The organism is Streptomyces sp. NPDC057424, assembly GCF_042803315.1.
In the GTDB taxonomy this organism is placed as follows: Bacteria; Actinomycetota; Actinomycetes; order Streptomycetales; family Streptomycetaceae; genus Streptomyces.
The window spans coordinates 1-21,957 of record NZ_JBHVCP010000039.1 but is presented as its reverse complement, the minus strand read 5'-3'; the positions used below and the strand labels follow the sequence as shown (position 1 = coordinate 21,957).

The 21,957-nt window shown below is 69.5% G+C and carries 18 protein-coding genes and 1 pseudogene; 6 read left to right on the top strand and 13 right to left on the bottom strand.

Going from position 1 to position 21,957, the window contains the following annotated elements; genetic code table 11:
- Positions 1 to 43 precede the first annotated feature (43 nt).
- Entirely contained in the window at positions 44 to 664 is a 621-nt protein-coding gene (locus ACFU3E_RS26600; RefSeq protein ID WP_384163275.1) for a CBS domain-containing protein, read from the top strand.
- 74 nt (positions 665 to 738) lie between these two features.
- On the opposite strand, the gene ACFU3E_RS26595 is transcribed toward ACFU3E_RS26600, so the two are convergent.
- From ACFU3E_RS26595 to ACFU3E_RS26570, 6 genes are all read right to left on the bottom strand, one after another.
- Positions 739 to 906 (bottom strand): hypothetical protein, encoded by a 168-nt coding sequence (locus tag ACFU3E_RS26595; protein WP_384163167.1) that lies wholly within the window; start codon positions 904 to 906, stop codon positions 739 to 741.
- Positions 907 to 1,429: 523 nt separating this feature from the next.
- Positions 1,430 to 2,146: a cation transporter gene (locus ACFU3E_RS26590; protein ID WP_384163164.1), complete on the bottom strand. Its 717-nt coding sequence runs from the start codon at positions 2,144 to 2,146 to the stop codon at positions 1,430 to 1,432.
- Positions 2,146 to 2,481, bottom strand: coding sequence for an ArsR/SmtB family transcription factor (locus ACFU3E_RS26585; protein ID WP_384163161.1), 336 nt, complete (start codon positions 2,479 to 2,481; stop codon positions 2,146 to 2,148). Before ACFU3E_RS26585 ends, ACFU3E_RS26590 begins: the two co-directional genes overlap by 1 nt.
- 372 nt (positions 2,482 to 2,853) lie before the next feature.
- Positions 2,854 to 3,840, bottom strand: coding sequence for a BtrH N-terminal domain-containing protein (locus tag ACFU3E_RS26580; protein WP_384163158.1), 987 nt, complete (start codon positions 3,838 to 3,840; stop codon positions 2,854 to 2,856).
- 436 nt (positions 3,841 to 4,276) lie between these two features.
- A complete protein-coding gene (locus tag ACFU3E_RS26575; protein ID WP_384163155.1) occupies positions 4,277 to 5,029 on the bottom strand; it encodes a DNA alkylation repair protein in 753 nt (250 codons plus the stop codon).
- Complete coding sequence (locus ACFU3E_RS26570; protein ID WP_384163290.1) at positions 5,026 to 5,385, bottom strand: hypothetical protein; 360 nt, start codon at positions 5,383 to 5,385, stop codon at positions 5,026 to 5,028. Before ACFU3E_RS26570 ends, ACFU3E_RS26575 begins: the two co-directional genes overlap by 4 nt.
- On the opposite strand from ACFU3E_RS26570, the pseudogene ACFU3E_RS26565 reads away from it, so the two are divergent.
- Positions 5,360 to 5,545: pseudogene (locus ACFU3E_RS26565) on the top strand (VOC family protein); the annotation flags it as partial. The gene ACFU3E_RS26570 and the pseudogene ACFU3E_RS26565 sit on opposite strands and share 26 nt — an antisense overlap.
- Before the next feature lie 217 nt (positions 5,546 to 5,762).
- Positions 5,763 to 6,410: a hypothetical protein gene (locus tag ACFU3E_RS26560; protein WP_384163152.1), complete on the top strand. Its 648-nt coding sequence runs from the start codon at positions 5,763 to 5,765 to the stop codon at positions 6,408 to 6,410.
- Between the two features lie 145 nt (positions 6,411 to 6,555).
- Here ACFU3E_RS26560 and ACFU3E_RS26555 read toward each other — a convergent pair whose 3' ends face one another.
- The 5 genes from ACFU3E_RS26555 to ACFU3E_RS26535 form a co-directional block, all read right to left on the bottom strand.
- Positions 6,556 to 8,292 carry a trehalase family glycosidase gene (locus ACFU3E_RS26555; protein ID WP_384163149.1) on the bottom strand — a complete coding sequence of 579 codons (1,737 nt, stop codon included), beginning with the start codon at positions 8,290 to 8,292 and terminating at the stop codon, positions 6,556 to 6,558.
- 83 nt (positions 8,293 to 8,375) lie between these two features.
- On the bottom strand, positions 8,376 to 9,200 hold the full coding sequence (locus ACFU3E_RS26550) for a carbohydrate ABC transporter permease (RefSeq protein ID WP_384163146.1): 825 nt from the start codon (positions 9,198 to 9,200) through the stop codon (positions 8,376 to 8,378).
- Positions 9,197 to 10,174, bottom strand: a complete 978-nt coding sequence (locus tag ACFU3E_RS26545; RefSeq protein ID WP_384163143.1) for a carbohydrate ABC transporter permease — start codon at positions 10,172 to 10,174, stop codon at positions 9,197 to 9,199. Before ACFU3E_RS26545 ends, ACFU3E_RS26550 begins: the two co-directional genes overlap by 4 nt.
- A 10-nt stretch (positions 10,175 to 10,184) precedes the next feature.
- Positions 10,185 to 11,423 (bottom strand): extracellular solute-binding protein, encoded by a 1,239-nt coding sequence (locus ACFU3E_RS26540; RefSeq protein ID WP_384163140.1) that lies wholly within the window; start codon positions 11,421 to 11,423, stop codon positions 10,185 to 10,187.
- 137 nt (positions 11,424 to 11,560) lie between these two features.
- Complete coding sequence (locus ACFU3E_RS26535; protein ID WP_384163137.1) at positions 11,561 to 12,589, bottom strand: LacI family DNA-binding transcriptional regulator; 1,029 nt, start codon at positions 12,587 to 12,589, stop codon at positions 11,561 to 11,563.
- 513 nt (positions 12,590 to 13,102) lie between these two features.
- Between ACFU3E_RS26535 and ACFU3E_RS26530 the strand changes: the two genes are divergently transcribed.
- Together ACFU3E_RS26530 and ACFU3E_RS26525 are read left to right on the top strand one after the other, a co-directional pair.
- Complete coding sequence (locus ACFU3E_RS26530; protein ID WP_384163134.1) at positions 13,103 to 16,705, top strand: LamG-like jellyroll fold domain-containing protein; 3,603 nt, start codon at positions 13,103 to 13,105, stop codon at positions 16,703 to 16,705.
- 267 nt (positions 16,706 to 16,972) lie between these two features.
- Positions 16,973 to 17,494 (top strand): ATP-binding protein, encoded by a 522-nt coding sequence (locus ACFU3E_RS26525; RefSeq protein ID WP_384163131.1) that lies wholly within the window; start codon positions 16,973 to 16,975, stop codon positions 17,492 to 17,494.
- A 161-nt stretch (positions 17,495 to 17,655) separates the two neighbouring features.
- Here ACFU3E_RS26525 and ACFU3E_RS26520 read toward each other — a convergent pair whose 3' ends face one another.
- A complete protein-coding gene (locus ACFU3E_RS26520) occupies positions 17,656 to 18,069 on the bottom strand; it encodes an ATP-binding protein (protein WP_384163128.1) in 414 nt (137 codons plus the stop codon).
- A gap of 220 nt (positions 18,070 to 18,289) precedes the next feature.
- Here ACFU3E_RS26520 and ACFU3E_RS26515 point away from each other — a divergent pair, with 220 nt between their 5' ends.
- A complete protein-coding gene (locus tag ACFU3E_RS26515; protein WP_384163125.1) occupies positions 18,290 to 18,655 on the top strand; it encodes an STAS domain-containing protein in 366 nt (121 codons plus the stop codon).
- 315 nt (positions 18,656 to 18,970) lie between these two features.
- On the opposite strand, the gene rph is transcribed toward ACFU3E_RS26515, so the two are convergent.
- Positions 18,971 to 21,568 (bottom strand): rifamycin-inactivating phosphotransferase, encoded by a 2,598-nt coding sequence (rph, locus tag ACFU3E_RS26510; protein WP_384163122.1) that lies wholly within the window; start codon positions 21,566 to 21,568, stop codon positions 18,971 to 18,973.
- Between the last annotated feature and the right edge of the window lie 389 nt (positions 21,569 to 21,957).

Here is a 21,957-nt window from a genome sequence, read left to right as displayed (position 1 = left end):
TGAAGGAGGGATTGCCGTGACACCCCACAGCGTCGGTGACGTCATGACCAGGGAGGTCGTCCGGGCCCGCCGGGCGACGCCGTTCCGGAGAGTCGCCCGGTTTCTGGACCAGCACCGGATCAGCGGACTGCCGGTGGTCGACAACGACGACAAGGTGCTCGGCGTGGTCTCCGGGACGGACCTGGTACGCGCCACGACGAACCGCGAGGGCCGGAAGGAGCCCCACGCGGTCACGGCGCAGGACCTGATGTCGGCACCGGCTATCACTGTCCATCCGGAGCAGTCCGTCGGGGACGCGGCACGGCTGATGGAGCGCCGTGGCGTCGAACGGCTGCCCGTGGTGGACGAGGAGGACCGTCTCATCGGCATCGTCACGCGTCGCGACCTGCTGAGGATCTTCCTCCGCACGGACGACGACCTGCGCCGTCGGGTGACCGAGGACATCCTCGTCAGCGACCTGCGGCTACCGTCCGAAGCCGTCACCGTCTCCGTCCGGGACGGTGTCGTCACGCTCGACGGCCGGGTGGAACTGCGCAGCCAGGTTCCGGAGGCCGTCCACTCGGTATGGCGGCTGGAAGGGGTCGTAGGAGTGGTGAACGGCCTGACGTTCCGGCTCGACGACTGCGCGGCTCCCAGCGCACCCGGGCGGCCGGGGATCACGTGACAGGCCGGCGCGGGATGTCGTGCTCCGCAGATCCGTGGACGGACAGGGTCTCACCGGACCTGCGGAGCACACGGTCAGCGTCGGCGGGCCCAGCCTGCACCGACGCCGGCCACCTGCAGAGCCAGACACATCAGCCCCAGCAACATGACGTTCGTCGAAGAGAACACGTCGTTGGTGCTGATCTCCGCCGCATTGATCAGAAACGCAAAGAAGAACAACACCGCCGCGACTATGCCGAGCATGGAACGAGCTCCTTTCATAGGGAGTGAAGCCCGTATGCCCCGCCTCCGCCCGCAGACACCGGGGGGCTGTCCGGGAGTACACGCGCCGGTCGCACGAAGCGGCAGGGCACGGCGGGCCGTCAGAGGTTGCTCTGTCCCTCGCGCCCGCGCCGGCTGCTTCGGCCATGGGGCCTTTCCGGTGGTCTTCGCCTGCCTGCTGCGCGCCTCAATTCCCGGGGCGGGTACGTCGTCTGCGCACACGACGGCATCGCGAGGGATGAGGAGCCAGGTCGTGTATGCAGTGATTCGCCGGTATGAAGGGGTGCCCGATCCGGCCAAGGCCGGGAGGGCGCATTCCGGATCGCGGCTCCAGGTACGACGCCGGGAGGGTTCCGGTATCCGGCGCCGGGCCGGGCCGCCGCGCAGAGCGCCGTCGCGGCGGTACTGCCACAGGGCACCCGGCCTGGTCACCACCTTGGACAGCAGCTTCGTCGGCGTGATCGCGCAGACGGTACACCGAAGGCGCTCGGAGGCGACGTGATGCTCACGAGCAGCAGGAGCACTCCAGGCGGCAGCCGCACTCGTCGCCCTGGGCATCGGCCGCCGGTAGCGCACCTCCCGCCGCCGCGGGGGCACAGCAGCCCTCGCCGTGCCAGGCGTCACGCCCCTCCTTGACCGCGATGGCGGCGATGACCAGGGCGGCGATCGGATCGGCCCACGACCAGCCGAGCGTGGCGTTGAGGACCAGACCGACGAGGAGGACGGCGGAGAGATAGGTGCACAGCAGGGTCTGCTTGGAGTCCGCCACCGCGCTGGCGGAGCCGAGTTCACGCCCGGCACGGCGCTGGGCGGCGGACAGGAACGGCATGACCGCCAGCGACAGCGCGGCCAGGACGATGCCGATGACGGAACTGTCGGCCTCGCCGGTGCCGGCCAGTGCGCGGATCGCGTCGACGCTCACGTAGGCGGCGAGGGCGAAGAAGGAGACTGCGATGATCCGCAGGGTCGTCTTCTCCCGGGCCTCGCGGATCGCGTGTTCACGGGCGGAGAACTGCCAGGCGACCGCAGCAGCGGAGGAGACCTCGATGATCGAGTCCAGGCCGAATCCGACCAGCGCCGTGGAGGAGGCGATCGTGCCGACGGTCAGCGCGACGGCGGCCTCGATGACGTTGTAGGTGATCGTCGCGGCGACCAGGAAGCGTATGCGACGGGCCAGCCGCTCGCGGCGGGTCGGGCTGGGCCCCAGGGGTATGGACACCATCAGCAGCAGCCCTCGGCGGCGGCGTCGGGGCAGGTCTTGTCTTCCTCGACCGCCACGACCGCAGTGAGCAGGTGGTCGAGCGCGTGGCCGAGGCGTTCGTCGGCGAGCTCGTAACGGGTCCGCCGCCCGTCCGGAACGGTCACTACCAGGCCGCAGTCGCGCAGGCAGGCGAGGTGGTTCGACAGCCGGGTCCGGGAGACGCCGAGTGCCTCGGCGAGGTCGGCCGGATAGGCCGGCGTGCCGCGCAGGGCGAGCAGGACCCGGCAGCGAATCGGATCGGCGAGCGCGCGGCCGAAGCGGGCCAGCACGTCGATATCGGAGGCGACAGTCAGCACCGCACGACTGTACAGCGATCCCTGAATTCAGGAAACTATGGATTATGCGCCGACGGAGAGGTGCGGGGGCGCCGGCCGTACGCTCCGCCGCGGACGAGATCGCCGAGGGATGGCGAACGTGAGCGGCAGCGGGCGGGATCTCCCTCGGCCCCGAGGCCCGGCACTTCGCACGCGAAGGGTTCGCCGTCCAGTTCGCCGGCTCTGGCGCGTCACCCGAACGCGGGCCTGAGAGGGGCAGCCGTGCGGCCGGTCGGCCTCCGGTGGATCAGCGAATGAGTGGAGCGACCACTCACCCTGAGGGTGTGGCACGCGATGCGGGTGGGACCGCATCGATCCGCCATGCGCTCGTCGCGACGGTGCGTGACGCCCGGGTCAGCTCGACAGTTCCATGAGGCGATGCATCAGGCGCTGCTCCTTCTCGGCGGCCTCACGTACGAGTTCTGACGCGCCGTACAGGCATTCCCGGGACGTCGCGACTCCCGCCTCGTTCAGCAGTCCGGCCACCTCGGTCCACTTCTTCGACACCTGACGGTACGCGTCCGAGACCTCCTGGTATTCACCGATGCCGGTGATATCGGCGGTCTCCGCCAGGAACTCCGCCCACATCGTGCGGAAAAGGCCCCCGCCGGTTCCTGCCTCCTCCATGACCGTGCAGATCTGGGGAAGGCTGGTGGCCGGCGAGTCGAGGTCGTCGAGCCACTGCGGCATCAGATCGGCGACTTTGTGCATGCCCTTGTACCCGAAGTTGGAGATCGGCGGGTTCAGGAAGTTCTCCGCCGCCGATGTGATGCCTTTGCGGGCTGCTTCCCCCAGATCGGGAAGGCCGCCCTTCGGGAGATGGAGGGTGAAGGCACGGTTGCGCGAACTCATCGGGCCCCGGGCGTTTCGCGCGGTCGCGAGGGATTCGCCGGAGGCCCATTGCAGTCCGAGCGGCTGGGTTTCGACCAGGGCGAAACGGTCGTCGTCGTATCCGATGCAGGCGACATAGTGGGCCGCAAACCGGAAGTCGTCGGTGGAGTAGTCGAGGAAGTAGCGGTCGAGCTTGAGCCCGACCACGGTTCCGGAATCAAGCTCGGCCAGCAGATGTTCCCTCGCCCGCTTCGCCGATGACGTCTCGTGAACGGACAGCCGCAAGTTCAGTGCCTTCGCGAGATTCTCGGACAGCATGTCGGGCTTGATGCGGCCACCGACGAACGGGGTCGGCATCTGCTTGGTCCGCCAGTAGATGAACGCCAGGCCGCCGCCGAGACCGAAGATGAGCGGCTCTGACAAGCCGGCCTCTCGCTGCCGCAACAGATTCACGAGTGTGGTCGACTCGCAGTGGTTTCCGACGTACGGATCTTCTTCTAAAAGTGCCACCTGTACCCTTCTCCCTTCCTTCGCGTAGAGCGTAGCGCAGCCCCTTGAAGTGCGATTGCGGACGCCCGAATCAGCGAGGTTCACTCGCTCAGAATCGCGATACCAGGAAGCTTCCGAGAAACAGATGATCCATCTCCGTCTGTCCTGGTGACTCCATACGCCCCTGGAACCACCCGATGACGCATCGCTCCCGCATCAGGGTCGCCGCCTCCCGCGGCACGTCCGCGGGGTCCAGTTCCCGCCAGACGACCCGGTCGGCGTACTGCTGGAGGGATGCCTGGATCTCCTGGCTGTCGTAGCTCGGACCCAGGTTCGGGGACGTGCTGTCCCCGGGGCGGTGCGCCGGCCTGTCCTCTCCGCGAGAACCGCACATTGGCAGGCGGACTCACAGTGGATGCCCCGCCGGTGGACGTAGCGGCCGGTCGCGTTCATCGCGTCACCGCTGTCCCGGTTCCGTCAAGGACCGCCGCAGCCGCGGCTCCATCTTCTCCACCGCGTACCGGAACGTGTCGCGGGGCATGTCGGTGTGCCAGGTGCGCAGGAACTCGGCCACCTCGTCGGGATGGGCCTCGGCGGTGACCTTGAGCAGCCAGCCCGAGCCCTTCCGCACGTAGGCGTCGTCGTCGTGCATCAGGCGGACGCAGTTGTCGAAGACGTGCGACAACGGCAGCTCGAAGACCGTACGGCCCACCTTGCGCCGGACGAACTTCACGACGGCCACGTTCGCGGCGCGCCTGGCCCACGGGGAGGCGGATCCGGCCCACCGCCGGGTCTGCGGGATCAGCTCCAGGTGCCCGAGGAAGAACGGATACAGCAGTTTCAGGCACATGTCGTCGCACTGCGCCCAGTTGGACACGTACGTCTCCAGCCAGTGCTCGCAGCGGTCCAGCAACTCGCCGCCGAGCCCGGTCCTGGCGACCTTGTGCAGGACCGCGAAGCCCAGCAGCACTTCCTCGTGGTACCCGGCGTGCGCCAGCACCTGCTCCGCCAGGAGCAGCCGGGTCGCCGCGGGAGTGTCGCGCCGCTCGCGGAAGTAGTCGGTGGCGATCCCGGCGACCGCGGCGTTGCCGACCCCGAGGGCCCGGATCTCGTGCGGGAAGTACCGCTGCATGCGCACCGCGAAATCCGGGTCGGCCCTGGCCGCAAGTGCCTTCGCCAGTTCGTCGGCGGCGGCTGGAACACTGATCACGGGGTGCCGATCGTGAGTTTGAGCGGCTGGGCCGTCACCTGCTTCGGTGCGCGTTCCAGCCGGGGTCTGCCTTGCATGACGTATGCGCACTCCCGTTGCATGTCGGCCACGGCCTGGACGGTGGCCCTCGAACGGCCCGTCAGGTTCTGCCCGCCCAGGCCCCACCACAGGTACCAGTTCTTGTGGCTCAGGTAGGCGCTGCCGACGAAGTCGAGCGTGTCCCGGTGGGCGAGGATCGCCGGCTCCACGTAGAAGGCGGGGACGAACGTGCCCTGTCCCTCGCGCAGGATCCCGGCCTTGACGGCCTGGCGCTGCAGTTCCGCCGGCGGGCTGCGCCTCGATGTGCGGGTCGGCACCGGGCTCGTGGGTGAAGAACGCCTGGCCGCGCTCGAGGCCGAATGCGCACGGCTGCTCCCGCTCGGCGCGGTACACGTGCGAACGCTGCTCGCCGATGACGACAACGAGTCGCGCATCCTGGTGCGGGACGTCGAGGGCAACGAGTTCGGTCTCGACTGACCGTCCTCCTCGTCGATGGAGCGGGCCTGTGGTGGGCAGGGCAGTGGGTGGGCGGGGCAAAAGGACGCCACATGAGGAACAACTGGCTCCATCGGTCCGTACCATCACTACACCGAGGCATTCTGCGGCACACACGGCGTCCTGCCGGGCCGCCGTACCGCCGTCCAGACAGGCGACGTCCGCAGCACGCCTCCCACGCCGAGGAAAGGTCAGCGCCATGCCCGACACGACAACTCCCGCCACCGAACTGGCATCGCAGTACATCGCCCAGGTGACCGGCGACCTCGACGCGAACGTCAAGGAGCAGGAGCGGGTCGGTGCGGAGATCGCCTCGCTTCAGGAACAGCTCGCCTCTTTGCAGCGCGACCACGGTGTGCTGGTGAGCATGCAGCAGGCACTCGGCATCACCACGGCACCGGCCGAGTCCGCCTCCGACTCCGACTCCGACTCCGCGAGTGCCGTGGTGCCCTCACCGCGTCGGAAGAAGGCCGGCGCCGCGGCCGGCGCGAAGCAGACGGCTCAGAAGTCCACCGCCGCACCGGCTAAGCGGGCAGCCAGGAAGTCCGCGGCCAGGACTGCAGGCACCGCCAAGGCAGCCGAGCCCACCCTTGTCGAGCTCATCCGCCGTCACCTCACCGAACAGAAGGAACCACGCTCCGCGGCGGAGATCTCGGCGGCGCTCGGCCAGGCCCATCCCCATCGCGACATCTCAGCCAAGGTCGTCCGCGTCACGCTCGAGGGACTCGTGGCCAAGAGCCAGGCCGAGCGTTCCAGGCAGGGCAGGTCCGTCTTCTACACCGCGCCCGCCGCGAAGCCGGCGGCAGCGCCCGAAGCCGAGGCGCAGGCCGACGGCACCGGCACGTGACGGCGCGGTTCGGCTCGGCGGACAGGCTCCGGCAGCCGCTGAGGGACTCCTGTGTCAGGCCGCAGGCCCCCCTGGACCGTCGTGCGGCTCCTCGATGCAGGGGAGGGACCGGGGGTGGCCACGCGGCTGTGCGGGACGCGGACGGTCAGCGGCCGTGCCGGTGTGCGTGTGCTTCGGCAAGGAGGAGGTAGCTGCTGGCGGTCCAGGTGTAGGCGCGGTCGCGCAGGCCCGTGCCGGTGAGGGCGTCGAAGTTCTCCGCGAAGCCGTGGGTTTCGCACAGGGCGCGGAAGCGGGCGCTGATGTCGTCCGCGAGGCGCTCGTGGCCGGCGCGGCGCAGGCCGTCCTCGATGAGGACGGTGGCGGGGGCCCAGATGGGGCCACGCCAGTAACCGTCGGCGAGGTAGTGCGGTGAGGTGGGCAGCTCGGTGGCGAGGCCGTAGGGCGTGAGGTGGGCCTTGATGTGGTCGGCCAGCGTGCTGCTGACGTCGCCGGGCAGGTGCTCACCGAGCACGACGGGCATCAGGTCGAGGAGGCTGGCGCTGCTCCAGGTGTCCCCGGTGTCGGCTCCCCGGGCCACGAACCTGTCGGTGGCCCAGAGCCGGCCGAGCAGCGCCGACTGCATCTCCTCGGCTGACTCCGTCCACCGGCGCATGTCGTCCGGCTTGTCCAACGCGGTGGCCAGGTCGGCAAGTTCACGCAGCTGGAGGACGAGGAAGGCGGCCAGGTCGGCGGTTTCGATCACCCGCTCGGGGTCGAAGGTGGTGGCGTTGTCCCAGCCGCTGTCGTTGCCGTGCTGGTAGTGGGGCAGCTCGGCGCCGGGTGCGCGCCGTGCGGTGAGCCAGAAGTCGGTCCAGCGTTCCAGCCGGTCGTAGGTCTCGGCGAGCTCGGCGGGGCCGGGAGGTGTCGGCAGGCGGCGGCGCAGACGGCCGAAGGTCCAGCCGTGGATGGGCGGTTTGACGAAGTTGTAGAGGACTTCGGAGTGGGTGACGGAGTCGGGCAGGGCGCCGCTGTCGTCCTGGTGGTCGAAGGGCAGGGCGAACTGGTCGAGGGCGAGGTCGGGGCAACCGGGTGCGAGGGCGAGGGCGTTGAAGCAGTGGTCCCAGCTCCAGACCTTGTCCATCCAGTGCTTGGACATCAGTACGGCGGGCCGGGTGACCAGCCCCGTGGGGCGTACGGTCGCCGACCATACGACGTAGGCGGCGAGTTCGGCGGCGGGGGTGGCGGACGAGCGCCACGGAGCCACCTGGTCGACGAAGGTCGCGAACGAGGTCCGTGCGGACTCGACGATCGCATCGAAACCCGCCGGGGACGCGTACGGCGGGCGGGCGGTGTCGAATTCCTCGATCGCGATCTCCCAGTGGCCGTTCGTCTCCGCGGTGACGGCGAGGCCGCGGTGGTCGCTGCCCAGGGCCTGGGTGCCGGGCGTCCGTGCGACGGTGCCGGACAGCATGGTGACGCGGTAGCGGCGTCCGGTCTCGTAGGACGTGAAAACGTGCGCGTCGGCGGCCGGGTCGCGGAAGAAGTACGTTCCGCTGAACGGAGTGAGGGTATGTGCCGCTGCGTCGACATTGATACCCAGGCCGCTTCCCCGCAGGCGCACGGTGTCGGGTGACTCGTAGGAGAGGTCGATGCGTCCGCCCGCGCTGATCCAGCTGAGCAGGCCCGGTGTGGTCTCGACTTGGGCTCCGGCTCGGTCGCCCGTCGCCGGGTCGAGGGGGACGAGGCGCAGTACGGCGTGCATGCCGTTCTGGTGCGAGACGAGGTGGAGGTCCTCGGCGTAGGTCTTCTCCGCCACCACGGGTGAGATGTCGAACCAGGATCCGTGGGTGCTGAACGGGATGTCGTGGACGGAGAAGGCCGGGCCGGATCGGGCGGCGGTCATGAAGCTGACTCGTTTCTCGAGCAGGGGTCACCGGCCGGCCGGCAGGCAGGCGGCTCAGTCGTGACGGGGAGGGGTGGAAGGGGTCAGTCCTTGACGGCCCCGGCGGTCACACCGGCGGCGACGTAGCGCTGGGCGAGGACGAGGATGACCGCGGCGGGCAGCGAGGCCACGACGGCGGTGGCCATGATGGCGTTCCACTCCTGGTTGTTGTTGCCGATGTAGTGGTAGATGCCGAGCGTGATCGGCTCGTGGGCGCCGCCGTTGACAAGGGTGCCGGCGAAGACGAAATCGGACCAGGACCACAGGAACGCGAACAGGGAGACCGTGACGACGGCGTTGCGGCTCATCGGCAGGACGACGGACCAGAAGGTCCGCAGGGCCCCTGCCCCGTCGGTCTTGGCGGCCTGGAGCAGCTCGCCGGGTATGCCGGACATGAACGCGGTGAAGATGAGGACGCCGAAGGGGACGGCCAGCGTGGAGTCGGCGACGATCAGGCCGGGGACGGACTGGAGCAGGCCGAGTTGAAGGTAGATGGCGTAGAAGCCCATCGCCATGATGATGCCGGGGATCATCTGGGCGGCCAGCAGGACGAAGTTCAGGATGCCGCCGCCACGTGGGCGCAGTTTGGCCAGGGCGTAGCCGGCGGGAGCGGACAGGGCGACGGTCAGGACGACGGTTCCCAGGCCGATGACGAGGCTGGTGCCGAGGTAGGGCAGCTGCTCGTCGAGGACCGCGCGGTAGCCGTCCAGTGTGCCGTGGGCGGGGAAGAGGTCCGGTGGGCTCTTGCGCATGTCCCGGTCGGGGGTGAGGGACACGTTGAGCATCCAGTAGACCGGAAAGAGCATGAGCGCGGTCAGCAGCAGGCCGAGGGCGGTCTTCCACCACGTTCGTCCGGTGCGTCGGTTCATGACAGCGCCTGCTTTCGCTGGACCTTGAGGTAGATCAGGCCGAACAGCAGGGCGGCGACGACCAGCAGGTTGCCGACGGCCGCGCCCGGGCCGAAGGCGGGCAGGAGGTTGCCGAAGCCGAGCTGGTAGGACCAGGTGGCGAAGGTGGTCGACGAGTCCGCGGGCCCGCCCCTGGTCATGATCCAGATGATGTCGAAGACCTTGAGCGTGTAGATCAGGCCGAGGAGAAGGGTGATCGCGGACACCGGGCGCAGCAGCGGGAAGGTGATGCGCCAGAACCGTTGCCAGGCGTTCGCGCCGTCGAGGGCGGCGGCCTCGTACAGGCTCGCGGGGATGGACTGCAGGCCGCTGTGGAGCACGACCAGGTTGAAGGGGACGCCGATCCAGATGTTCGCGATGATCACCGAGGTCAGCGACCAGGACGGTGAGGTCAGCCAGTTCACCGGAGTCATGCCGAGGGCGTGCAGGGCGGCGTTGACGATGCCGGAGTCGCTGTTGAGCATCCACGACCAGGTGGACGCCGACACGATCAGCGGCAGCAGCCACGGCACCAGGAACAGGGCGCGCAGGGTTGCCGACAGCCGGAAGTGCTGGGTGAAGAAGACCGCGAGTGCAAGGCCGATGGAGTACTGGAAGACCAGGCAGACGGCGGTGAAGACCGCGGTGTGGAGCAGGGCGGGGGCGAAGGTCGGGTCGTCGAAGACGGTCCGGTAGTTCTCGATGCCCGTGAAGGGGGCGTTGCCCTGGACGAAGGAGCGGACGGTGTAGTTGCGCAGGCTGAGGTCGAGGTTGCGGTAGAGCGGATAGGCGTAGAAGAGGGCGAGGTAGAGGGTCACCGGGGCGAGGAAGCCCCAGGCGGCCCACTGCGGGGAGGTCGGGCGGCGCCGTGCGCGCGTGGGGGACGGGGCGGCGGTGGCCGCCCCGTGCCGGACGTGCGCGGACGGGTGGTCCGGCGGGTGGGTCGTCTGCTTCATCGGGCCCTCGTCACTTGACCGCGGCCTGCGCCGCAGCGAGTGCGTCCTTGGGTGACTTGGCCCCGCTGAGGGCGGACTGGACGGCCTTCCACAACTGCTCGGAGATCTTCGGGTACGTGGTGCCGAGGTCGTCACTGGTGCGGCCCTTGGCCGCCTTGACCGCCTCGACCCATGGCTTCAGTTCGGCGTTCGCCGCCACCTGCTTGTCCTGGACCTCGCTGGTGGGGGCCACGTAGGAGAGGGTGGTGTCGGTGTCGTACAGGTTCTGGGTGCTGGTCAGGCAGGTCACCAGCTTCTGGGAGGTGGCGTAGCGGGCGGTGTCGCCCTGGACGGGGATGGTGACGAACTCGCCACCGGTCGGGGCGGCGGCGCTGCCTCCGTCGGCGCCCGGCACCGGCAGGACGCCGTATGCGAAGCCGGCCTTCTTCGCGTTGGCGAGCTGCCACGTCCCGTTCTCGGCGAAGGCGTAGTCACCGCCGGCGAACTCCTGCCAGCTGGTCGTCTGCGTGTTGTTGATGACGGAGTTGGGGGCATAGACCTGTTTGAGCCAGTCCTGCCACAGCGACAGGGCGGATGCGGCCTGCTCGGAGTCCAGTTCGGTCAGCTTCGCGCCCGCGCCCCAGAACCAGGGCAGGAACTGGAAGCTGCCCTCCTCGGTGCCGATCGCGGAGAACGTGATGCCCTTCTTGCCCGCCGCCTTCACCTTCGCCAGCGCCGCCGTCAGCGACTTCCAGTCCTTGACCGAGGCTATGTCCACCCCGGCCTCCTTCAGGACCTCCTTGTTGTAGTAGAGGGCGAGGGTGTTGGCGCCGATCGGGGTGCCGTACGTCTTGCCGTCCGACTGGCCGGCGGCGAGCAAGTTGGGGTCGGCCTTCGAGGTGTCCAGCTTGTTGTCCTCGGTGGTGGTGAGCACGCCCGCCTCGGCCAGGGTCGACACCACCGGGTTGTCGACGATGAGGACGTCGGCGGAGTTGTCCTGCTGGGCGGCCAGCAGCGCCTTGTTGGCCAGGTCGCTGGTGTCGAAGCCGGTCCTCTTGATCTTCACGCCGGCCTCGGCGCCGCACTCGTCCAGCAGCTTCACCCAGGCCGAGCCCTTGGCGAACTGCGGGTACGGGTCCCAGACGGTGTACGTGCCGCTGTCCGCGCCCTTCGCGTCGGCGCTGCCCGAGCCGGAGGAACAGGCGGCGGTGACAGCCACGACGGTCGACAGGGCCACCGCGGTGAGTCGGCGCCTCGAGGAGCTCTGCATGGCGGGTCCTTCGGTCTTGGCACACGTGTGCCGTGGGAGGGGCGACTGGGGGGAGGCGGGCGGGCACGCCGAACGGCGAGGTGAGGGGATCGGGTGCTCGTCGCAGAGGGAGAAGAGCGGAGGCCGTGGGGTGGCGGTCAGGCTTCGGGGAAGGAGGTACCGCTCGCGAGCCCGGTACTGGCCCGCAACGAGATCGGCGGCGTGAGCAGATGGTGCCGGCCCGGCGCGACGGGCTGCTCGATCCGCTCGACGAGCAGGTCGACCGCGCGACGGCCCATGTCCTCCGCCGGTACGTCCGCCGCGGTGAGCTGCGGGGTGACCGTCTCCGCCCACCGGCTCGCGACGACTCCGGTGACGGAGAAGTCGCGTGGCACATGGCGGCCCGCCCGGGCGAGTCCGCGGTACAGGCCGCCCAGGGCGGCCTCGTTCAGGGTGACCAGAGCGGTGGTGGCCGGGTCGTCGTGCAGGATCCTCTCCAGGCACGCCTGGCCGGACGACGCGTCGTCCCCGCAGCAGTACGTCCGTACGGTGAGCCCGCGCTCGGCCGCGGCCTTGGTGAAGCCGTCCAGGCCGCGGTGTGCGGACTCGTACCCCGCCCGCAGGAGCTGTTCGGGCCGGTTGACGAAGGCGACCCGGCGGTGGCCGAGGTCGGCGAGATGGTGGACGCACGCCGCCGCGAGCGCGGTGTGGTCCAGGCCCACCCACCAGCCGCTCTCCGGATGCGCGGTGCGGCCGATGGCGACGGAGGGAAAGTCCAGCTCGGCCAGGTGGTCGACCCGGTCGTCCTCCAGTCGGATCTCCATCAGGATCGCCCCGTCGACCCTCCGCTCCCCCAGCAGCCGCTGGAACGAACGGTCGCTGTCGGCACCGCTGGGCGACAGCAGCACGTCGTAGTCGTGCGCCGCCGCGGCCTCCACCACGCTGCCGATGAAGTCCAGCTGCATCCCGGTGTAGTGGTTGCCCGCCGGCGGGAAGACCAGGCCGATCGTGCTGGTGCGCCCGTTCGCCAGGGCTCGCGCGCTGGCGTTGGGCCGGTACCCCAGCTCGTCGATGACCTGTTGGATCTTGCGACGGGTCTCCTCCGACACCGAGCGCTTGCCGCTCAGCGCGTAGGACACGGTGCTCCGCGAGACACCGGCCCGCTTGGCGATCTCACCGATGTTCACAACGGCTCCTAGCTCGAACCGGTTCGCAACCTCGAGGAAGGGAGCACGCGCCGGTCGCGGGAGTGAGGGGGTGGGACGGGGGCGATGCCCGGCTGTCGAACCGGTTCGCGTGAAGAGACGGTAGGAACTGCCCGAATGCCTGTCAACACCCTGGACCACACTGTCCCCGTCCGCCCGGCGAACGGATGCCTCCTTGTGCCGGAGGGATTGCTGGCCGGGTTTCGCGGTGCTAGCTTCGCGAACCGGTTCGACGAAGTGATCCTTCCGGCGAACCTGCGCTCCTACCGTACCCACGGGGAGGCGAGCCGCCGCTTCCGTCCTCCGCAGAGGTTCCCGCGGGCCATGAAATCGAACCGATTCGGCAGACATCAACCACGCACTCCCCTCGCCGGGCCACCCCGCGTACGAGCAGCCGACCGGGGGTTCGTCCGGCCGGAACCGCCCACTCAAGGATTGAGGACGCCCTCCATGCCATCCGCTGACAGATCCTCCCGGCGACGGGTACCCGCCGCCGTGACGCTGGCTCTCGGCGCCGGCCTTCTGGCCGCACCGGCCGTCCCCGCGCAGGCGGCCGAGGCCCCCCGGCCCGCCGCCCGTTACACCTTCGACCAGGACGACATGGCGTCCGGGAAGATCACCGACCATTCCGGCAACGGTCTGACGGCAGACCTGGTGAACGGCTCCACCGCCCGGTCCGTCGAGGGCACGGACGGCGGCAAGGCGCTCGCCCTGCCCGGCGGTGCGGCCGACTCGAGCGGCGCGTACGTCCGTCTACCCCGTGCCGTGGTCGGCGACGCAGCCGACCTGACGGTCTCCGCACGCGTGAAGTGGAGTGGTGACAAGGCGCCCTGGCAGCGGATCTTCGACCTGGGCACCAACACCACCAAGTACCTCTTCAGCACTCCCTACAACGGAAGCGGGCTGTTCCAGACCTCCGTGACCACCGGCGGAGGGGGCGCCGAGGCGCAGGTCCGCGGGTACGCACCGCTTCCCGCGAGCGAGTGGCGGACCGTCACCGTCACCCTCGACACCTCCGCGGGCCGGCTCACCACCTACCTCGACGGCGTTCCGGTCTCCTCCGCCGAGACCGCCGTCAAGGCCAAGGACCTGCTGGAGGGTTCGGCCACCGCCGCCGGGTACATAGGCAAGTCCTTCTACCCGGATCCATTGCTCAAGGGCGCGATCGACGACTTCACCGTGTGGCACGCGGCGCTGAGCGCGGAGCAGGTCGCCGGTACGGTCGGGACCGTGCCCACCCTGCAGCAGCTCTCGGCGACGTCCTTCGAGGCACGCACCACGACCGGGACCGCCCCGTCCCTGCCCGCCGCCGTCCGCGCCTCCTTCTCCGACGGCTACGACCGCGACATCCCCGTCACGTGGGACGCCGTCCCCTCCGACAAGTACGCCGCGCCGGGCACCTTCACGGTCGCCGGTGCCGCGGCCGGGCGCGCGGTGAAGGCCACCGTCACCGTGGTCCGCGAGGGGCAGCTCACCGTCGACCTCGGCTCGGACACCGGCGCGTTCCACGGCGGCGCCTCCGGCACCCTCTACGGCGTGTACGGGCCGGACGTCCCGACCAACAACCTCATGGAGGGCATGGGCCTGCGCACGGTCTCCACCAAGGCGCAGGACGGTCCGCAGCACCCCGGTGCCGACGCCCTGGAGGTGGTGAAGCCGCTGGCCGACTCCACCGACGGCGATGTGTACATCTACATGACCGACATCCACCGCGGCTTCCCGTACCAGTGGCCGGGCGACACCCCCGAGGAGAAGCTCAAGCTCTACAACGAGAAGATCGCCGAACAGGTCGACCAGGTCCTCGAGCTGCCGAAGCAGTACCAGGACAACATCGTCTTCGTGCCGTTCAACGAGCCCGAGGGCAACATGTTCGGCACCGGCGAGTGGAGCTACAACAAGGTCAGCTGGCTCAGCGACCCCGACGACTTCCTCGCCGCCTGGGACGACGCGTACAAGCTCATCAAGGGCAGGATGCCGAGCGCCCGCATCGCCGGGCCCAACACCAGCGTCCTGTACGACCAGGTGAAGGGCTTCCTCACCCACACGCTGGCCGCCAACACCCTCCCGGACGTCATCACCTGGCACGAGCTGAGCCACCCGGAGGCGGTGCGCCAGAGCGTCGCCAAGTACCGGGCGTGGGAGAAGGCCCTGTTCAAGGGCACCGACCGCGAAGGCACACAACTCCCCATCAACATCAACGAGTACGCCTTCAACTACCACACCTCCGTGCCCGGCCAGATGATCCAGTGGGTGTCCGCGATCGAGGAGTCCAAGGTCGACGCCGACATCGCGTACTGGAACATCGACGGCAATCTGTCCGACTCCGCGGTGCAGTCCAACCGCGGCAACGGCCAGTGGTGGCTGCTGAACTCGTACGCCTCGATGAGCGGGCACACGGTGAAGGTCACCCCGCCGTTCCCCGGCGAGAACTACACCATGCAGGGCGTCGCCACCCTCGACGAGAAGAGGAAGCAGTCCCGGCTGATCTTCGGCGGCTCCACCGGCAGGGGCCACATCACCTTCGCGGGCGTCCCGAAGGAGGTCTTCGGCACGCGCGTGCACGCCTGGGTGCGGGAGATCGAGTGGAGCGGGCAGGTCGGCGACTCGTCCGGCCCGAAACTCCTCACGGAGACGAACCTGAAGGTCGGTGACAACGGCACGGTCGCCCTCGACTTCGGCGACGGCGCGCTGCCGGATCTGAAGGAGTCCTCGGCCTACGAGATCGTCCTCAGCCCGGCAGGCGAGGCGAAGGGCACGCAGGCGCCGCCTGTGCGCTGGCAGTCCTCGTACGAGGCGGAGGACGCCGCGCACACCGGATCCGGCTGGTCGAAGAACGGCCCGGAAGGCTCGCCGCGTGACGTGTCGAAGTTCTACACCTCCGGCGGCTACGACGTCGGCGGCCTGCGCACCGGCTCGGACGTCGCACTCGACTTCACCGTGGACGTGCCCGAGGACGGCACCTACGACCTGAGCGTCTTCGCCAACTCCCTCAACACCTTCGACAAGGTCGAGGAGCAGGGCCCCACCAACGTCTTCCTGCGGGTGGACGGCAAGGCCGGCAGCGAGCAGGAGCTGCACCTTCCCCTCGGCTACAAGTGGGTCGTCTGGGACCACACCGACACCAAGGTGAAGCTCACCAAGGGGAGGCACACCCTGACGCTCGCCGCGAAGAGCGCCGACGGCAAGCGCGCCACCAAGGGGGACGCCATCGTCGACCGCCTCACCGTCTCCCTCCCCCGCGCCTCGGCGGACACGCAGGTGTACGAAGGTGAACTGGCCTGGCCCGCCGGCGGTGCACGCCCGGTCTACGACCTCCCGAAGCCGGGGAGCTCGGGCGCGGTCCGCGTCGCGAAGGGCCAGACCGCCACGTTCTGGGTCTACTCGCCGACCGACCGCGAGACCACACTCAAGGTCGACACCCTCGGCGGGACGGGCGCCCGGCTCTCCGTCAACGGCCACGATGTCCTGCGCCTGGTCAAGGGCAGCAGCAGTGTGGCGGTCTCCCTCTCCGGCGGCGTCAACAAGGTGACCGTGACCGGAGGTTCGGCCACGACCCTCGTCGACCGTCTCACGGTCACACCGACCGAGGGCGCGCTGCCGGCGCGTTCCTACGAGGCCGAAGACGCCACTCTCGCCGGCTCGGCCACGCTCGCCCCGCTCTCCCTCGCCACTGACGGCACGGCGATCACGGGCATCGGCGGGGCCCCCGGCAACAGCAACACCGCGACGTTCACCGTCTCGGCGGACCGGGCGGGCCTGTACGCGGTGCGCATCCGCTACTCCAACCCGGAGCAGTCGGAGGCCACCCACTACAACCCCGACCCGCTCGCCCGCCACGCCGACATCAGCGTCAACGGCGGTGAGGCGAGGCGCGTCAACTTCCCGCACAGCTTCCACCAGAACAACTTCTGGGAGCTGACGGTCCCGGTACAGCTGAAGAAGGGGAAGAACACGATCGGCTTCCGCTCCGAGGAGCTGCCCAACTTCGACGGCACCACCTACGCCTCGGACACCTTCCCCGGCGTGCTGCTCCGCTCCCGCTACGCGCCGCTGATCGACCGGATCACCGTCGCCCCGTACGCGCGGGAGCGGCGCTGAGGTAATGCGCCCGGTCCGTCACGTTCGACGGACCGGGCGACCTCATGTGCTCTCCGGGCTTGCGTCCGTCGTCCCGAGGCGGACGGAGCCGGTGTCGTCGTGGAGCCGGGATGCGCGGCGGTACCGGCTTGGGGCCGGCGGGTGCGGGGACCGGTGGGCAGCTCTGCGCTCCTCGTCGGCGTGGCCCCGTCCTGAGGCAGTACTCGTCGCCCGCCCGGCCGTGGGCCGGTTATACCCGGACCCCGTACCGCGCTAGCGTTGGACCCCGTGATCGTATGGCTCAACGGCACCCACGGCGCAGGCAAGACGACCACCAGTGCACTCGTGCAGCAACTGGTCCCCGATTCACGGGTGTTCGACGCCGAGAAGGTCGGCGAAACGCTCATGGACATCAAGCCGGGGTTGCCCTGGACGGGCAACTTCCAGCACTGGCCGCCGTGGCGGCCGCTCGTGGTCGAGACCGCCCGCCGCGTACTCGACCACACCGGCGGCACTCTGGTGATGCCCATGACCGTCCTGGTCGAGCAGTACTGGCGCGAGATCAGCACGGGACTCGCCGAACATGCCATTCCGGTACGGCACTTCGTCCTCCACGCCGACCAGGCCACGCTCCGCGAGCGCATCGAGGGAGACACGGTGCTCGGCCCCTCCTCGTTCCGTCTCGAGCATCTTGAGCCCTACGCCGAGGCCGCCCGCACATGGCTGCACGGCGAGGCCGAGGTCGTCGACACCACGCACCTCACACCCGCCCAGGCCGCCCTGCGGATCGCAGAGGCCGTCAAGGGCTGAGGTCCGCCCGCCGTGCGAGGACATGCTCCGGCACTGTTGGGATGGATCGATCCTCCGCGACCGCCGCCCTCTCCCGCCTCCTCGTGCCCTGGGGCGGGTCATCGCGACGGCTCGGTCCGTACGCTCCCTTGCGGGCGGCTGCTTGGTCCAACGGCCCGCCTTCAGGTGAGGGCGCAGCCGGGGCCGTCGGCCAGAGCGATGCGGGCGGTGATGCGTTTGCCCACCGGCGCCCGTCGTACCTCGAAGTCCTCGGCCACGGCCTTGACGATCTCCAGGCCGTGCTGGCCGACCCGGTGGGGGTCGGTGGCACGGGCCGCGGGGACCTTGGGGTCGCTGTCCCACACCGTGATGTCCACGGTGCGGGAGGTGACGCGCAGTTCCAGCAGGACGGGGCCGGGGGCGTACTTGCGGGTGTTGGTGACGAGCTCGCTGACAACCAGCTGGGTGAGATCCCTCGCTCGGGCAGAAACGGGCAGGTGCTGGTCGTCGCTCGCCTGGTCGAGGAAAGCAGCGGCGTGACGGCGGGCGTCCGCGATACAGCTGTCGTTTCCGTCCAGGGCGTACTCGACGCGCATGAGATGCTCGTGCGGCGTTGTACAGCCGTCCCCGTCGGCATCAGATCCCACTGGCCTCGCCCTCACTCCCCGTTCACGCGCGCCGGTACCCGTTCTGCGGCACTACATGCCCCGAAGGTGTTGTTCGGCACAGCCGCTCGGGTGCATCCGACCGGGTCGGTGGGGCAGAATCAACCGCGCACGTTCTGACCGGGCAAGCCTAAGCACAATCGAGGAGACGGTGACCCAGCTCGAGGAAGCGGACCGGCCGGGCCGGCTCCACGCCGAACACCGCATGACCGGAGGCATCCGTGTCGTGACGCTGCGGGGCGAGATCGACCACGACGTCCAGGACGTGCTCAGCGAAGCCCTGCTGGTCGAGGATGGGGCGGTCCCACCGCGGATCGTCGCGGATCTCAGCGGTGTGACCTTCATGGATTCCAGCGGCATCAATGTCTTCGTCGCCGCCCACCGGCAGGTGAGCAGCGCAGACGGCTGGGTGCGCATCGCCGGCGCTCAGACGGCAGTCCTGCGTGTCCTGCAGCTGGTCGGCATCGACACACTCATCCCCTGCCACGCCACCACCGAGCAGGCCCTGACCACCTGACCCGCGTCGCCCGCTCGTGCGGGAAGGCCGTGCAGGGCGCGGGCCGGTATCGCCGTCCCGCTGCATGTCGATGAGCGGCGCGGTCGGTCGAAACGGAGAGCGGGGAAGCGATGGTGCCCCGGATGGCAGGGCCCGCCCGAACTCGGCCCTGCCCTGCCCTTGTCGGGCGGCAGGGCCGTCTCGCAGTCGACCGCCCGGTGGCCGGGCCGCGGATTCCCTCGTCGGCGAGTACATCGGGAGCGCGGCCACGAGGAGGGGTGCGTCGATCCGACCGTACTCCTCTCATGCACCGTCACTCTGACCGCCGGGCACCGGTCAGGGCAGGATCTCGACGTAACCGTCGGTTCCGTGTACGCGGATCCGCTGTCCGTCCCGGATCAGCCGGGTGGCGTGGTCCACCCCCACGACGGCCGGCAAGCCGTACTCGCGTGCGATCACCGCGCCATGGGTCATCAGGCCGCCCACCTCCGTCACCAAACCGGCGATGCCGACGAACACAGGTGACCAACTGGGGTCCGTGTAGGCCGTGACCAGGATGTCTCCGGCCTCGAGATCGGCTTGCGCCATGTCGAGGATGACGCGGGCCCGTCCCTCGATGGTGCCGCCCGACACCGGTAGGCCGATGAGGGCCCCGTCGGGCACGTCGTCGCGTCGGTACGCCCCGTTGACGGTCTCGCCGTCCGACGTGAGGACCCGGGGCGGTGTGAGCGAGTGGTACGACCGGAACGCGTCTTTGCGTCGCTGGAGGAGCTCGTCATCCACTCGGTTCGAGCTGACGACGCCCTGGAGCTCCTGGAACGTGAGGTAGAAGATGTCCTCCCTCTCCCCGAGCACGTCGGCCCGCACGAGGCGCTCGGCCTCCTCCGACAAGGCCTGTTTGTAGACGAAGTAGCGGCTGACGATGCCGTACTTGGGGTACTCCCGGTACCCGATGAAGGTTCGGACCCGGTCGATCATCCGCTTGGTCTCGTCGGCTTTGCTCTCCCCGTCGGGGAGGGCGCGCAGACGTGTCAGCACGTCCTGTTCCTTCTCCCGCGCCTCCCGCAGCCCTTGCTCGAAGCGCCGCTGGGCGGCGCCCGGTTCGAAGTTCCTGACGTTGTCGAGGATCGCCGGCACGAGCGCGCCGGGGCGTTCGCGCCAACGGGGCCTCGTGATGTCGATCTCGCCGGCACAGCGCATGCCGTACCGGTCGAGGTAGGTCTCGATGGCGTCGCGCGCTTCGGGCCCGCCCGTGAGCTTCGCCAGCTCGTCCAGGAAGCCGTCGTCCTCGACGTCCTGCAGGAACGCCACGACTTCCGGATGGGGGCGAATGGCGTCGGCGACGTCGAGAAGCGCCAGTCCCATCTCCGACGTGACGTTGCCGGGGGCGGACAGCGTGAGCGTGTCGGCCGCGTTCTTCTCGCCCAGCCACTCGTGCAGCGTGTCGTTGAGCCACCAGGTGGCCTCCATCCCCGCCCTGATCGCCTGCAGGCTCAGCGGATCACTGAGGACCCGCTTGTGCTCCTCGAAGGCCTCCAGCAGGAAGTCGAACAGAGCCGGTCCGGTCTTCGTGCCGATGTCGCGCCGCAGGGCGGCGAGGGACTCCTGGCTGCGCTCGATCAGCAGGGTGACGATGGCCGGATCGGTCTCGATCGGGGCGGGCGCAGCGCCGGCCGGGGGCCCGCCGGAGTCCGGCTCCGGGAGCAGGGGAACGAATCCGTCGCGGTCGAGGACGGTCTCCAGCGCGTCCCGGGTCAGTGGATCGCCTCTCCCCACGAGGTCCAGGAGACCGGCGCGGCTCGCGGGCGTGGCCAGGGCCCGGGTGGCGTCGACGAAGAGCCTCCCGCCGGCCTCGGTCATCGGTGCCATGGCCGTCAGCTTCCACATGGAGAGCCCGAGGGGCTTCATGGGGTCGGTCATCATCTGCTGATGGCCCACGGAGACGTAGACGTGATTCTCCTGGTCGCCGGTCTCCGGAACGGGGAACAGCGTCGTGATCGGCCGGCTCTGGACGATGTGGAAGCCGCCATCGGCCAGGCACCATTCGATGTCCTGCGGGGCGCCGAAGTGCTCCTCGATCCGCCGCCCGATGTGCGCGAGCTGCACGACCTGCGCATCCGTCAGCGCCGGCTGTTCCTGCCGCTGCGCATCGACCGCCACTTCCTGCGTACCGCCGTCCGGCAGGGCGTGGACGGCACGCTGCTTTGCGGCGACCGTCCTGGCGACGACTTCGCCGTGTCGCACCCTGAAGACGTCCGGGTTCACCAGGCCGGAGACCAGGGCCTCGCCGAGGCCGAAGCCGGCGTCCACGGTGGCGACCTTCCGGTTGCCGGTGACGGGGTCGGCCGTGAACAGGATGCCGGCCGCATGCGGGAAGACCATCCGCTGCACGACCACGGCCATGTGGACCGTACGGTGATCGATGCCGTTTCGCCGGCGGTAGGTCACGGCGCGCTCGGTGAACAGCGAGGCCCAGCACCGGCTGATGTGCCGGAGGATCGCCGTCGGCCCCACGACGTTCAGGTACGTGTCCTGCTGGCCGGCGAAGGAGGCCGTCGGCAGGTCCTCCGCCGTCGCACTGGACCGGACGGCGCAGGCAGCCTGCTCGCCGAGCCGGGAGAGCGCGCGGGTGATCGCCGCCGCGAGATCGCCCGGAACGGCGATCCCCTCGATGGTCCGGCGAATCCGCGCGCTGAGTGTGCGGATCGCCTCCTGGTCGTCCGGCTTCAAGCGCGACAGCTGCTCCAGCAGATCCGCCATCGACGGCGCTTGCGTCATGGCCCGCCGGAAGGCGTCCGTCGTCACGCAGAAGCCACCCGGGACGCGGATGCCCTCGATCCGCGCAAGCGCGCCCAGGTGCGCGCCCTTGCCGCCGACGACCGCGACGTGTGTCTCGCCCACCTCGTGAAGGTCCAGCACGTACTGCTCGGTCATCGCGACACCTCCGAGGCGGCCGTGCTCCGGCGCACTCCACCGGCCGGTCGAATCACCGGCGTCTCCGGCTCCGCCGAACCTCTGGCCGAGCACGTCTCAATCTCCGACACACGCACCTCGTGTCCCCGTTTCCGCAGGCTGTGGCTTTGGGCGACGATTCTGCGCCGCGCCCCGGGCCTTGCCGCAAGCCCCCCGGTGCGCTATACCTTGGGAGAGGCAAGGAGAGATCTCCTTGCCTCTGTGCTTTTCCCACCAGGGTGTGCCCTGCGGGGAGCAGAAACAGCGATGTGGCCGGAGAGGGCGGTGCCCTCTCCGGCCACATCGCTGTTCGGGACTAGTAGTGCTTGGTCAGGTCGGTGTGCGGGTGGGTATGTCGCGGTTGCAGGTGG

Coding starts and splice junctions, on each gene's coding strand:
- ACFU3E_RS26560 (WP_384163152.1), top strand. CDS start 5,763: ATGCCCGACACGACAACTCCCGCCACCGAACTGGCATCGCAGTACATC.
- ACFU3E_RS26600 (WP_384163275.1), top strand. CDS start 44: ATGACCAGGGAGGTCGTCCGGGCCCGCCGGGCGACGCCGTTCCGGAGA.
- ACFU3E_RS26595 (WP_384163167.1), bottom strand. CDS start 906: ATGCTCGGCATAGTCGCGGCGGTGTTGTTCTTCTTTGCGTTTCTGATC.
- ACFU3E_RS26555 (WP_384163149.1), bottom strand. CDS start 8,292: ATGACCGCCGCCCGATCCGGCCCGGCCTTCTCCGTCCACGACATCCCG.
- ACFU3E_RS26540 (WP_384163140.1), bottom strand. CDS start 11,423: ATGCAGAGCTCCTCGAGGCGCCGACTCACCGCGGTGGCCCTGTCGACC.
- ACFU3E_RS26590 (WP_384163164.1), bottom strand. CDS start 2,146: ATGGTGTCCATACCCCTGGGGCCCAGCCCGACCCGCCGCGAGCGGCTG.
- ACFU3E_RS26550 (WP_384163146.1), bottom strand. CDS start 9,200: ATGAACCGACGCACCGGACGAACGTGGTGGAAGACCGCCCTCGGCCTG.
- ACFU3E_RS26520 (WP_384163128.1), bottom strand. CDS start 18,069: ATGCGCGTCGAGTACGCCCTGGACGGAAACGACAGCTGTATCGCGGAC.
- rph (WP_384163122.1), bottom strand. CDS start 21,568: ATGACCGAGCAGTACGTGCTGGACCTTCACGAGGTGGGCGAGACACAC.
- ACFU3E_RS26545 (WP_384163143.1), bottom strand. CDS start 10,174: ATGAAGCAGACGACCCACCCGCCGGACCACCCGTCCGCGCACGTCCGG.